A 14,155-nucleotide genomic window follows, 5' to 3' on the forward strand; every position below is an offset into this window, starting at 1 on the left:
ATGTGGAAATGTCAGACGACGCACTGACTTCTTCATCAATCAGCCTCACGACCAGATACCGCATCGCCTGCTGGTTTATCGCTTGCGAAACGGGAATGCTTCGCCGCTTCCTTCGCTAATCAAGTACTCACCGCCTCCGCTAAGCGGACCAAATTCTTCCCGATTTCCACTGGGCCACTGGACGCTGACTCGCTCTGCAACAGCAGCATCACCCAACCCGAAACGCACGCATCGTTCGCTGGAACATTGATACCCATTGCCAGCGAATAATTGCCCCACCGATTGCTTTCCTGCAATTTCCACTGACACAACGGCTCCAATCGCATCCCGAGGCCCATCGGTGCCTTTCAGATAGAACGCCAATGATCGCGGCGATTCCGACGTTTCCGGATTGGCTGAGGGCGACGAACTTACCGACTGGTTCACCAGCAGAGCTACAGGATCAAACAGATGAGTGACCAAGGCGTCCTGGCGTCCATCACGATCAACATCCAAATTGATCAAACTGCGGGCTAATCGCTTCGTACGGAAATACTCACCCAGGTGATCGGGATTTAATGTTGACCAGCCCCCATCGGACGAGCGATGAAAGAATTGCATTGGCATGCGGTAAGCGTTTCCTTTTTCACGAAAATCATTCAGGTGCCCATTGGCCACCATCAACTCAAGAGAGCCATCGTTATCCGCATCGAACCACTGAGTTCCAAACGCGAGCATCGGCATAGTCGGTTCGGCCAGCCCTACACGCGAGGTCAAATCGGCCCACAATCCGGGACGGATCTGCTCGTAGTACGTGTTGTATTCTGCAGCGAAGTGCGTCAAGTAAAAATCAAAATCGCCATCCTGATCTGGATCACCTACCGCAATCCCCATCGATGCCTGTGACAACGAGCGGCGATCGACCGCCAACCCTCGAACGACCGCTTGCTCACTTAAACCGAACGAACCATCGCGATGCGTTGAGGCCGACCAAAAGTGGTTCGCCGCCATATCGTTGGCCACATACACATCCAAACCGGGGACTTCATCCAATCGCCCCACGACGATCCCTAAGCCGTGAGCCGAATCATGTTTTTCAAGCCACGTGTCGGTCACCTCGACAAATCGGCCATCGGGCTGTCCCTGCCAAACACGATCGCGCTGGGCCGGAAATGACTTGGGCAGACACGCCATGATTTTGCCCTCTTCCCTGCACGGGACCTCAAAGGCATCGCGACCACCGCAGTAGCCAACATCAAACAAATCGGCGTAACCATCTTGGTCAATGTCAGCCATGGCAACCGAAGTGGTCCAGTCTTCGCCGCTTAACCCCCACGCGTCTGTGACATCGGTAAACGTGCCGTCGCCATTGTTTTGATACAGACGATTGAGTCCGTAATTCGCAACGTAGATGTCATCAAACCCGTCGCTGTTCACATCGCCTACCGCAAGCCCTTGAGCGAACCCAGCATCACCAAGCCCAGAGAGGCCCGTAACGTCGGAAAATTGCCCTGCTAAGTTTCGAAAGCATCGATTGGGCGCCGAATTGTTTTGCTGGGGATCGCCATCCATCGCGGTCAAATAGACGTCCATCCAACCGTCCAAGTCAAAATCGATTGCTGCCGCCCCACCCGCTCCAGACTGATAGATCCACAATCCCGCTTCGCCACGCTCAGGCATTTGAACCGCGCATGTGTGATTTAGGTTGCGCGAAGCAGCCTGGTCCTCAAAACGAATCCCACGCCCCCCGGTGGCTGACTCGGCCGTTTCGGTAGTCGAGTATCGCTTGCCACTCGTCCAACTAATTGCGAGAAAATCGGATAAGTCGAGATCATTCGCGATCTTGCTCTCCGGCAACTGCCATGGTGTTTCCGCGGTCAAAGTCGCGCGAACCGAGGCATAGACTTCACGTAGCGAGGGGTCAAGTTCGTGGTTCATCATCGCTCCGGCACGAAGCCATCCGGCGGCTTCCCAGGGCCGGCCAAGCTCTTGCATCGCCTTAGCGACGCGAACGGCCACTTTCTGAGAATTGTCTTGACGTGAGTGCAGCAGATCGACGGCATCACGCATTTGAGCGAGATGCCCCGCACGCTCGGAGATCGCACGCGATGCCGCGTCCATCTGTAATTCCGCCAGCACAATCGCGAGTCGACTGAGCGCCTCGGCATTGTCATCCTCGAGTGTTGCCGCTTGCCAATAGCCACGAGCGGCTTGCTTTATGTCTCCTCGACGTTCCGCCCACACCGCGGCAGCCATCCAATACTGAGGCTCGTCTTCGATTCCCTCGGGAAGTGACGTCGACCATTCTTGCACTGCATCTTCATCGCCGAGCTCGGCGATTGCACGTCCGTAATAAGCGTGTGCAATCGTGAACTCCGGATATTTGGCGACAACCGGACGGAGTCGTACACGCACCTTTGACCAGTCATCTTTGTATGCATCGGCGATCGATAGCGAGAATTGCGGACGAAGATCCGAGGGAGAATGCTTTAGCGAATACTCGCTGATCGCAACATCATTCTGAGGGCGGGCCAGATCGGACAACATAATCAATTCGTTCACACCGGCGTGACCACGCATGACAAGCCACTGCAGATGCGGTCCCGCCTGATGTTGCATCCCCAGCGCCGCCAACAACCCAGCCAGGTCAGTGCGGACAGCGGGCTGTTTCGGGTACAGCTGCACTGCAGACTCGAGCGTCCGCACCGCTTCAAATGGACGCCCCAGGTTCATCCATCCCTTACCGACCTTGTCCAGTAACGCCAGCGATGGCTTTGGCGTGTTTTCGACTGCGGATTGATACAGCTCGACGGCTTCGCTAAACCGCCGCGACGCCGCCGCAATATCACCGGCAAGCTCCAAAACAGCTGGATCATCGGGCCGGACCAGCAACGCTTCCTGTATCCTCGTCTGGGCCGTCGCCCAATCCCCTCGCTGCATCGCGATACGTGCGGCTTCGTCCGCTGCGACGGCGGGCCGCTCCTGCGGCGTCTCGGCAACACTCGGCGAGTCCGAGGTTTCGCGTCCGCATCCCACGGAAACCAGTGCAGCCAGACAAAGCGACGCGAGTCCGACCAGCGATGGTAGCGATCGCGAGCGAGTCGTGGCCTTACAAAGCCTCTGCGGTTGGGCCGTTTGCTTGTACATCCCTAAGCAAGATTCGTTGGTCGTATCACGTAAAAAGTTCATAGTCAAAAAAAAGGGCGAGTCGCACCCGCCTTCGAGAATCGATCAAAAACGTACTATCGTTACGCAGCAATACTCACGCCGCAACGACCGTTATCGTCGAGTTCACGGAGTAACCAAGCAAGCGAGGGAATGTTCTTGGAAAGCAGGGTCGCTCGCTTACGTGTCGGGTTATGAAAACCCGTAAAACACCGCTAATAAATGCTTTACCGCGTTTCCTGTTGGTGCCGAAATTCTTGACGAATTCCGCTACGACAGGATCGACAAGTGGTCCCTCATTATACCGTAGCTTCACTTCAAGTAGATGTAGTCCAGTCCGAACATGAACGCTTGGGTGGCTGCGGGATTTGCACCAGTCAATTCAACTTGAATTTGGTTGGATCCTCGATCGAGTGGATGCGTCCCTAACGACACCGGGCCCGTCGCCACGACGTCCGCCTTGTTGAACAGATCGATCGGCGAGGACGCTTTGGCATCATTGATGGAAAACTGAACGATGCCGTAATCGTGGGCCTTGGTCATCGCCACGAAAACCTCGTATGTGCCCGGTTTCTCGACGTCAATCGACAACATCAACTTGTCGCCGGGCTTGCCACCGGTCCACCACAGATGAGTCCCATCGCTCCATTTACCTGCTTTGAATCCACGCATATTCTGTGGCTGCACTTTTCCTCGTGTCACACTCAACGACGTCACGGATTCCGCTTCGACGGCACCGGACACGCGGTTCGTTTTGGGGTCGATCACTGGTACGGATCCTGGCAACGGCACTTGAACGGGACTGGACAGATAGGCGATCAAATCTCGCACTTGGTCTGCTGACATAGGGTCCAATTGGCCTTCGGGCATCATGGATGTCTTAGCGAGCGTTCGCTCTTCGATCTCTTGCTTGTCAACGATCACTTTTTCGGTTGCGGTTTGAATAACCAGTGCCGTCTGCGTTTCATCTTTTAGCAATCCGGTGATCACGCGTCCGTCATCGGTCAGCACTTGAGTCGCCTGATAATCGCGTCCGATCAGGGCGTTAGGATCAATGATATTTTGCAACGAGTAATCGATATCGGCACGATTGGAACCGGTGATATCAGGGCCAATGTCGCTGCCGCTACCAAACAATCGATGGCATTTACCACACGTCTCGTTAAACAGGACACGTCCGTGAGGAAGATTGGCTTTGCTGAGCACCTCGGCGGTTAGCTGCTGCTTTAGCCGGGCAATCCGCTCGAGCTTCTCTGCGGGCGATGTTCGCGCCGTTCCCCACACGTCGTTCACCCGTTTCGTCAGCGAATCGTCACCGAGCGATTGAATTTGCCGAATCGTAAACGCCGACAAATCGCCACGTGGGATCTTGTCATCCGAGACAGCGGTAAGTAATTCGGCAGCAAACGTGGCTCGCGAAGCCAGAGTGGCAATCGCATCGGACTTTTCTTCATTAGAAAAGCGATCGTAATGAGTGATGATTGCTGCGGCGCCCTCCATCTCGCTGTAGTTAGCCAAGGCACGAATCGCTTGACGCCGCAGTCGCGAGTCATCTAATAACGAAACAAGTACGGGCAACAGTTCTCGGTCTTTCCCGCTGACGAGCGCCGCAAGGGCACTGGAGCGAGAATTGACATCGAGCTGAACGTTCGAAACAATTTCACGCAACTTGGGAAAGATCGAGGCGTCACCAAATTTGACCGTGATCGTTTGCACCTGCGAGGCAATTTGTGGATCGCCACTGGCGGCCAGTTTTTCGTAGACCGAAGGCCACTGTTTGGGCATTTTCAAACGAGTTTGATTGGCGATCGCCGCAGTGATTTCAGCCAGCACTATTTTTTGCGTTTCGATGTCCTTGAGCGTGCCAAGTTCAGCCAACAAGTGATTGATCGCAGCCGGATCCGCCGCAGCACGCCGATAGATAAATTGCCGCACAAGTGGAATACGCGACTCTTTCGCCAACGACAACGCTCGTGGCGTATCCTCCACAACCAAAGGCTGCGCCGAATACCAAACCATCAACGGCAAATTCGGATCACCCGCGTCATCCGCGTGCCGTACCAACCCCGACAAAATCTGCCAACGATCGTCGATCGGCAATCGTTGTAGCGAACTCGCCAGCGACAAACGGACGTGTGACGAGGAATCGGTCGCCGCCATCTTGGCCAACTTTGGTAGCAGGGTGGTTTCGGAATCTTCCATCTCTAACTGAATCGCCCAAGCACGCAGGTACTCGGCCTTGTGGCTTTGATCATCAAGCAGCCGCTCGATGTGCCGCGTCGTTAACAGCCCGCACGCATGCAGCGTCCAAATAGCACGTAACCGCACCGACACTTCGTTCGTACCAAACGCTAACTGCTCGAGCGAATCGGTGAGCTGTTCCTTTTGCTGCGAGTCCAGCGGTGCCATCGTCCCCACACCAAAACATCGTGATTGCAATAGACGTCTGGCCATTCGCGCATACCACTCGTTTTCGTGAGTGTGGTAGGCAACCAAGGCATCGTTGTCTTCGCCCGATAAATGAACCGCCTTGGACTCAGTACTGCCAAAGCGGATCCGAAAGACACGACCATTGGTGCGATCCCAAACTTCGCGATCGATGCGATGGCAAGCATTTTTGTCATACCAATCGATCAGATAAACACTGCCGTCGGGGCCGTACTTCATATTGATTGCGCGGAACCATCGATCGTTGGCAAACAAAAAATCGGCGCCGTGTGAGGCAACGTAACCGCTTCCGGAGCGGCGAAACAAATCATTGTTGATGCGATTGCCGTGAATGTTTGCCATCAACATCGAACCACGATACTGAGTCGGCCAGTTGTCGCCTTGATAAATCATCGCGCCGCAATGAGCATGCCCGCCCCCGGCGGCGCTGGTGTCATTGAGTGCACTCGCTTCGTTCCGGCCACCCCACCACGCGTGATCGCCAATGCTGCCGACGTAGTGAGCGTGGTCGGCGATCGTTTTAAGATCGTCGTAGACGTAAGGATCAAAATGGCGGCCCGCTTGTCGTTGGTATCGCCCTCCTTGGATGATGTGGTACATATGTGGGATCACACACGCTGTGACAAACGATTGCCCAAACTCGTTGAAATCGACGCCCCACGGATTGCTGGTGCCGTGCGCAAAGACTTCGAATTGGTGCCGGATCGGATGATAACGCCACACACCGGCGTTCAGCGGCGTGCGATCGGCATCCGCGGTTCCCGGCGGCCCGACTTTGGAATGGGTAAATACACCGTGGCATCCATACAACCAACCATCGGGTCCCCAAATGAATGCGTTCAGCGTCTCGTGCGTATCGTGGTAACCAAAACCATCCAGCAGAATCTCCGGTTCACCGTCGGGAACGTCATCGCCGTCGCGATCGGGAATGAACATCAGATAGGGAGCCGCACCGACCCATACGCCACCAAATCCGATCTCTAAACCGCTAACCAGATTCAGCCCTTCGGTAAAAACCTTCCTAGAATCAAACACTCCGTCATGGTTCTCATCTTCAAGGATGATGATTTTGTCTTTCCCCTCGCCTTGCGGAGCACGTGTGGGATAGGTGTGAGCTTCGGCGATCCACAACCGACCGCGATCATCGAGCGTCATGGCGATCGGTTGGTGCACCATCGGTTCGCCCGCGGCCAATTGAACGCGAAACCCCTCGGGCACGGTGATCGCCTCGGCAGCCTGCTGTGGCGAAAGCCCCTCGTTTTCGGGCAGTCCGCTTGTGGCAGGACGAGCACCGAGATCGCGTGGCCGCGGCGACAACCTGGACGTGTCAACGTTGGCTGCTGGACGACGTTGTTGCCAATGCACAAACGTCCCTTTCTTATTACCGACGAAAACATCGAGATCTCCGTCCGCATCGAGATCGGCGAAGTTCACCTCGGTTCCGACGCCCGAATCATCATCGATCAAATGCGGAATCCACTGTACCTTTACCGCTTCGGTGGCGTTCTCGACTGCGGATTCGGATTCGGCAGCCCGAGACAATTCGAACCAATGCACGACCGCTGGATCGCCCGGATTTGAGTCTCCCCGCGGTCCATGTGCCCAATGCCGCTTGCCGGTCAAAATATCATCCAATCCGTCGCCGTTGATATCGACGAGCTCGATCGCATGAAGTTGCGAAAAACAGACGCCGTACGGATTTTCGGCTGCGGTTGTCCCCATGATCCGGTGTGACTTGAACGTGATCGTTCCTTCGGATTTGATCTGCTCGTACCACACCAGACCAAACCCATGTGCGTTGATCGAGGTGATGACGTCGTTATCCCCGTCCCCATCGACATCCGATGCAAACATCTGTGCCCCGCCGTTGCCTGGCGAAAAGGCAAACGCGTGTTGCTGCCACAACGGATCGCCCTCGAGCGAGTCGGGCTGTTTCCACCAACCATTTTTTTCGATCAGGTCCAAACGGCCATCACCATCGATATCTCCGATGCCTAGCCCATGAGTGAAGCGACCGCCAGCGACTTCGGTCGAGATGCGACGGAAGTTCCACGGAGCCTCGGGAGATCCCGAATTGATTTCGGCAAACCCGAAATAGCCATCTTGGCTGCAAACGATCTCGCGTTTGCCATCGCCGGTGATATCCACGAACGTCGGTGATTCATTGTCCACGCGCTCGAGAACTTGATGACGAGGCCAAAAGCGATCCGCTCCCTTGGGGTTCTCAAACCACGAAGCATCCTTGCCCGGGAACCCGAACACCAACACGTCATCCCAGCCATCACCATTAAAGTCGTCGGTGTAGGCAAAGAAGTTGTTCGAATAGCCGTGAGGGTCGAAGGCATCTTGGGCGTAAAATTGATGTTTGCTCTTGAAGTCGGGACCGGCGTACCAGAACGGACCCGACGCAATATCGACCACACCATCCTGATTAAAGTCACCCGAGGTGGCTCCTTCGCTGAAGAATTCGCCCGAGAGCTGCTGGGTTTTCCAACCAACAGTTTTCCAACCCACCAAGGCCTGCTCGGCGGCGAAAACTGTCCCCGCAGCCGAAATCAACGTGGCAATTAAGAAATGACGTACGACAACCATTCACTCACTCTCCGACTGGGGCGATGCAGGGCCGGCAATTCTGGGCCCGCGATATTCGCGAAAGACGTTTTCGCGAAGGGGGGGACCGATGAGTATAGCTGGAAGCGAAGGCGGGGGTGCAGCGAGGAGTTGGGAGTTGGGAGACTACATGTACGAGGCTTGGTATTTCGCCACCGCGTCGATGATCCCATCGAGATCTTTGGTGGGAGCGTAACCGATCGCTTCACGGATCCGCGTCAAATCGGGAACCCGACGTCGGATGTCCTCGAACGAATCATCATAAGCGTCGGCGTACGTCTGGAACTCGATCGTCGCTTTGGGATTGACTCGCTCGACCACACGCTGAGCCAATTCCAAGATCGAGACGGGCACATCACTGCCAATGTTGTAAACACGGCCAGCGGTATCCGGTTTGTTGACCAAATCCGATACGGCTCGGACGACATCGTCCACGTGAGCAAAACATCGCACTTGATGACCATCGTCATGAACCACCAGCGGACCTCCGCGAAGCGCCGACTCGACAAACCGCGGCAGTACCATCCCGTAGGCTCCGGTTTGACGTGGGCCAACGACGTTAAAGAATCGACCGACGACGACGGGCAACTGTTTTTCTTTGTAGAACGCTAGACCGAGGAATTCATCGATCGCTTTGGAAACACCGTAACTCCATCGCGGCTTGGTCGTCGCACCAAATACGAGATCGTCTTCTTCGGACCAAACCTCTTTCGGGTTTTTGCCATACACTTCGCTGGTGCTGGCGATGAAACAAGGAACAAAGTCGCCCCTGTTTGCTCGTTCCCCCAAGCGATTCAAAATCAGCTGAGTGGGATAGACGTTACGTTCGATGGTTTGAATCGGCTGTTTTGCAATCAACGCAACGCCCACGGCGGCCGCCAAGTGATAAACCCGATCGGCTCGATCGACGACTTCGTTGACCAGCGATTCTTCGGTGACCGAACCTTCGATGTACTCGACTTTGGGATTGTCCAGCAGGCCCTCAATATTATTTTTACGCCCCGTAGACAGGTCATCGACCACGATCACGCGGTGCCCTTGCGAAAGCAACGATTCCGTCAAATGCGAACCAATAAACCCAGCACCACCCGTGATTACCGAAGTCAGTTCACTCACCGTTGTTCCGATCATTCAAAAGAAAAGAAGAAGTCTTGCAAAAAGGCACGAAAGAGATGTTCTAGTGTATCCGAACCTTTGTTCGGCGTATCCCGGTGAACCATCTCTGGGCTGAACAAACCTTGCCTATCCTGCGGGAACACAGTCTGCCGTTACAAGACCCGACGGGAAGCTTCGCCGCCAGCAAATCGCGACAGTCATTTTGCCATGTTCGACCAACACCGTCGTTTGTTCTAACTTCGACAGCATCGAGCCATCGCATTGCATGGATCTAGCTGTTTTGGTGTACACGTATTCTTTCGTCAATTTATCCAGGCGAGGAATTGGAATGAGCCCGACAATGACGACAAGGAAAGCTTTGCAAATCGGGTGGATGCTACTGATTCCGGCCTCTTGCTAAACTGTAGTGGACGGGATCGTGAAACTATCGCCTGTACGGTCCTCTCGCTAGAATTAGTCGTTTACGAGTTCGCACGGTTCTCGTTTTAATGGAACGCTCGCACAGTTCCATATTTGCTGAAACACCTACGCTCATCCGGGGGGGTCATGTTCGTGTTGAAAACGCAGGTCCGCTTTCACCTGTTCCGAATCGATTTTTCTAAGATTGGTTCGCTCCGCCAGCTCACCTTGGGTTGGCTTGCATGCATTGTGCTATCGGGATCGACATCGCTCGGCAGCGTCAGCGGGGCTGAAGAGTCCACCGAAGAATCGATTGCAGATTATGCGGACGCGGCGAATTTTCAAACCAACGGTGCCATTGATTTGGCAATCGAACATTGGCAACGTTTTTTGAAGGAGTACCCGGATGACCCAATGGCATCCAAGGCAGCTCACTTCCTGGGCGTTTGTTTCATGCAGCAAGAGGCCCCCGATTACGTGGCCGCATCGGACGCGTTTGGCCGTGCGTTAAAGGACCCGGATTACGAATTACGCGAAGAGAGCCTCGTTAATCGCGGGTGGTGCCTGTACTCTGCCGCCGGCGAGGCTCCCAACCGCGATGAAAACCGATTGCGAGACTCGATCAAAACGTTTGAAACCCTCCGCAAAGAATTCCCCCAAAGTCAGTTTCTCGATCGTGCCCTGTTTTACAGTGGCGAGGCGGCCTACGGACTGGGCGATGCCAAGAAAGCGATTGCCAACTATGACCAGCTTTTGGCATTACAGTCAGCCAAGGATTCTCCGTTGCGATGCGACGCACTCTATGCGCGAGGCGTCGCCTACGAAGAGCTTGACCAATATGACAACGCGGTGGCATCGTTTCGTCAGCTGTTAGGCAGTTGTGAAAAAAGTGACTTGGTCACCGACGTCCATCTTCGCATTGGCGACACCGCCATCATGAAAAAGGAATACAAGCAAGCGGTTGAGTCGTTTGCGGAGGCGATCAAATCCGGCGACAACGACGAAGATTTGGCATACGCAATCTTCCGACAAGCGTTCGCGCTCGTGCAAGCGAACGAGCCAGGCGAAGCGGCGAAGAAATACGAACAGTTGCTAAGCGATTACCCCGATTCTCCTTATACCGCATCCGCAACGCTGGCCTCGGCACAGAGCACTTATCGAAGTGGTGACATCGACGAAGCGGCAAAACGTTTTGAGCGAGTGTTAGAACAAAACAATCCCGAAGCATCGACCGAAGCGGCCCACTGGCTGGCCCGAATTCATCTTGGCAAAGGGAATGCCGCCAAAGCGTTGGCGGTTGCCAAGAAGCAGCTCGACAAGTCGGCCAAAGGAGACTTTGTCGCGACGCTGAAATTGGATTTGGCAGAAGCGTTGTCGATGAATCCCGACACGCTGAAAGAGTCGCTTGCTGCGTTTGAGAAGGCATATCGTGACGCTCCCGATGACGAACTTGCGCCACGTGCGCTCTACAACGCAGCGTTTTCGGCACTGCAGCTAAACCAGTCCAAACACGCAATCGAATTGGCGACCGAGTTTCTAAAAAGATTCCCCTCCGACACGCTGGCCCCCGATGTTCGTTTCGTGAAGGCCGAGAGCCAGTTCATTTTGGGCGACGCGGCCGAGGCGGCAGGACAGTTCAAAGAGTTGGTCAAGAATTCAGATCCTGCGGACACTCAGCAGCGTCCAATTTGGATTTTACGTGCCGCGATCGCGTTGAACATGGCCGGACGAATGAACGAAACCATCGCGATGCTGAAGGGCGAGGCGGCAAAACTGCCTGAGAAACCACAACGAGCCGAGGCTCAATTGTTGCTCGGTCAAGCCTATTTGATGGCGGGAAATGCAGCAGAATCAGCAAAGGCATTTCGGGCGAGTCACGAAGCAGATCCCAGTTGGCCTCGTGCGACCGAGGCACTGTTGATGTCGGGCCAGGCGTTATTTGCCACGGGCGACACAGCCGCAGCCCAAACGGCATGGACCACCATTGTTAAAGAAGATCCGAAGAGCCGGATGGCGGACCAAGCTCGATTTAAACTCGCTCAACTGGCCACCACCCAACAAAACTCGAAGGAGGCAACCAAGCTTTATGATCAGATCATTGCCTCCGGTGCCGACCCTGGGCTGATGCCGTATGCGTATTACAGCCGGGCTCAACTATTGATGGAAAACGGCAAGCACAAAGAAGCGATGACGTCGCTCGACTCGCTACTGAACGATTATTCGACTCATGCAATTCGAGCCGAAGCGTTGTTGGCGCGAGGCATCGCAGAGCGAAACTTGAATCAACTTCCCGCCGCCCGCAAGGACCTCGAAGCCTACTTGGCGCTCGACCCAACGGGATTGAATCTGGGGCATGTGCTCTATGAATTGGCGCTGATCGAACAGAAGGAAAAGAAACCCGAACAAGCGGCCAAGTTGCTCGAACGATTGGTCACCGAAGTTCCCGACTATCCCGACCTAGACAAAGTCTTGTACGAATTGGGCTGGTCCTATCGCGAGGCTGGAAAACAGGAGGCTGCGGTCGAGTCGTTCACCAAGTTGATCGCCAAATCACCCGATACGTCCTTGACTGGGGAAGCGGCCTATTTTGTTGGCCAGAATTTTTACGAGAACAAGAATTGGAAGGAAGCGGCGGAGTACTTCCTCGCCTCGGCAAAGAACACTACCGATTCCGAACTTTCGGAAAAGGCGTACTATCGACTTGGATGGTCACACTTCAAAGCGGGCAACTTTGATGAAGCGGAGAATGCATTTAAACAGCAGGCCGCAAAACACAGCGATGGCACGCTGGCGTTTGACGCTTTAATGATGGTGGGTGAATGTCGGTTCAATGAGGGTAATTTCGAGAAAGCACTCGCTGGCTTCGAGGTCGCCCGGAAACGAATTCAAGCAGACGACGACACGGCAAAAACCGTACGCGATGCAGCGGATCGCCAAGCCCGAGAACTGGTCCTGCTGCATGGAGGACAAAGTGCTTCGCAGCTCAAAAAGTGGGACGACGCGATCAAGTGGTACGAGGAACTTCTCGCACGCTTTCCATCCACTAATTATTTGACTCAGGCCTTTTACGAAACTGGATTTGCGTATCAGCAATCCGGAAACAATGACAAAGCCCTGCAATCGTTTGGCGAAGTCGCTGACAATTATCGCAACGAAACGGCGGCTCGGGCTCGCTTTATGATCGGTGAGATTCATTTCGCCAATCGACGTTTTGATCTCGCAATTCCAGAATTCCAAAAGGTCATGTTCGGTTTTGGTGCCGAACAAGCTTCTGATTCGATCAAGAACTGGCAAGCCAAAAGCGGGTATGAAGCAGGGCGGTGCAGCGAGTTGCTGATGCAACAAGCTAAAACGGCAGCAGCCAAACAGAAATCAAAAAACTTTGCCGTTAACTTCTTTCAGTATGTTGTTGCAAAACATCCGAAGCACGAGCTGGCAGGAAAAGCACAAACGCAATTAGAGGCTTTGAAAAAGTAGTGAATTTTACGAATCACAATCCGAATCGACTGCACCGAATCGCGTTTGCGGTGGTGGTTGCAATGTTCGTGATGCTTTCGCTGGACACGCTTGTCGTGCGCAGCCAAGACGCTGGAGAGATGCGTTTTGACGCGGCGGAAATTCAATCGGTGATGCAAGACGGGAACCCGCCGGCTGATGCCGAATCCGCAGTCGTCGAGCCGTCGTCGATCGATCTGTTGTCATTAATCAGTCGTGGGGGTCGGTTTATGATCCCGATTGGATTGATGAGTCTGCTTGTCGTTGCGTTGGCAACCGAACGACTGATGACGTTGCGGCAAAGCAAAATCATTCCTCGCACATTGGTCGACGAACTGTACGCGATCTCTGAACCCGCCGAAAACTTCAATCCCAATATTGCCTTTCATACCTGCAACGATTTTCCGTCACCAGCTGCGACCGCCATCCGAACGATGTTGCTGCGCACCGGGCAACCGATTGGCGAAATCGAAGACGCGGTCAAAGAAACGATCCAACGCGAAGCCGATGGACACGCCGCGCCTATTCGATGGCTAAATTTGGCAGCCGCGGCGACGCCGCTGATGGGACTACTTGGCACGGTGTGGGGAATGATTGTCGCGTTCCATGAATCGACAACGCTGACAGCGGACCGCAGTCGCAGCGAACAACTTTCCGAAGGGATTTACACGGCGCTAGTCACGACGCTGGCTGGTTTGATCGTGGCGATCCCGGCAGCCATGTTCGCCCAATTTCTGGAAAACCGACTGGCAAAATTGTTCAACCAGATTGAAAAGCTCGCGTTTGATCTGACTCCACGGATGGCTCACATGGTGGGTCGCCGAAGACTCGATAATCAAGGCATGCTTCACAACATCGAGCGAACCAAGATGAACTCTGAACCGGCACGTCCACCTGCACCTCCGGTGCCACCGAAGGTGCGAAGTGAGGCGAAATAAGACGA

General features: G+C 54.4%; 5 protein-coding genes. 2 read left to right on the top strand and 3 right to left on the bottom strand.

From position 1 onward, the window contains the following. Positions 1-75: 75 nt before the first annotated feature. The 3 genes from SH528x_RS33230 to SH528x_RS33240 all read right to left on the bottom strand — a co-directional run bounded on the left by SH528x_RS33230 (position 76) and on the right by SH528x_RS33240 (position 9,318). Complete coding sequence (locus SH528x_RS33230; protein ID WP_442507714.1) at positions 76-3,168, bottom strand: FG-GAP-like repeat-containing protein; 3,093 nt, start codon at positions 3,166-3,168, stop codon at positions 76-78. 288 nt (positions 3,169-3,456) lie between these two features. Further along, a complete protein-coding gene (locus SH528x_RS33235) occupies positions 3,457-8,184 on the bottom strand; it encodes a PVC-type heme-binding CxxCH protein (protein ID WP_442507715.1) in 4,728 nt (1,575 codons plus the stop codon). A 144-nt stretch (positions 8,185-8,328) separates the two neighbouring features. After that, positions 8,329-9,318, bottom strand: a complete 990-nt coding sequence (locus SH528x_RS33240) for an NAD-dependent epimerase/dehydratase family protein (protein ID WP_442507716.1) — start codon at positions 9,316-9,318, stop codon at positions 8,329-8,331. 546 nt (positions 9,319-9,864) lie between these two features. Between SH528x_RS33240 and SH528x_RS33245 the strand changes: the two genes are divergently transcribed. Together SH528x_RS33245 and SH528x_RS33250 are read left to right on the top strand one after the other, a co-directional pair. Further along, positions 9,865-13,194: a tetratricopeptide repeat protein gene (locus tag SH528x_RS33245; RefSeq protein WP_442507717.1), complete on the top strand. Its 3,330-nt coding sequence runs from the start codon at positions 9,865-9,867 to the stop codon at positions 13,192-13,194. Further along, positions 13,194-14,150: a MotA/TolQ/ExbB proton channel family protein gene (locus SH528x_RS33250; protein WP_442507718.1), complete on the top strand. Its 957-nt coding sequence runs from the start codon at positions 13,194-13,196 to the stop codon at positions 14,148-14,150. Before SH528x_RS33245 ends, SH528x_RS33250 begins: the two co-directional genes overlap by 1 nt. Positions 14,151-14,155: the final 5 nt, after the last annotated feature.

This window comes from Novipirellula methanifontis (genome assembly GCF_052161655.1).
In the GTDB taxonomy this organism is placed as follows: Bacteria; Planctomycetota; Planctomycetia; order Pirellulales; family Pirellulaceae; genus Novipirellula.

Bases quoted from the DNA above. Each gene is read 5' to 3' on its own strand.
- SH528x_RS33230 (WP_442507714.1), bottom strand. From the start codon at position 3,168: ATGAACTTTTTACGTGATACGACCAACGAATCTTGCTTAGGGATGTAC.
- SH528x_RS33235 (WP_442507715.1), bottom strand. From the start codon at position 8,184: ATGGTTGTCGTACGTCATTTCTTAATTGCCACGTTGATTTCGGCTGCG.
- SH528x_RS33245 (WP_442507717.1), top strand. From the start codon at position 9,865: ATGTTCGTGTTGAAAACGCAGGTCCGCTTTCACCTGTTCCGAATCGAT.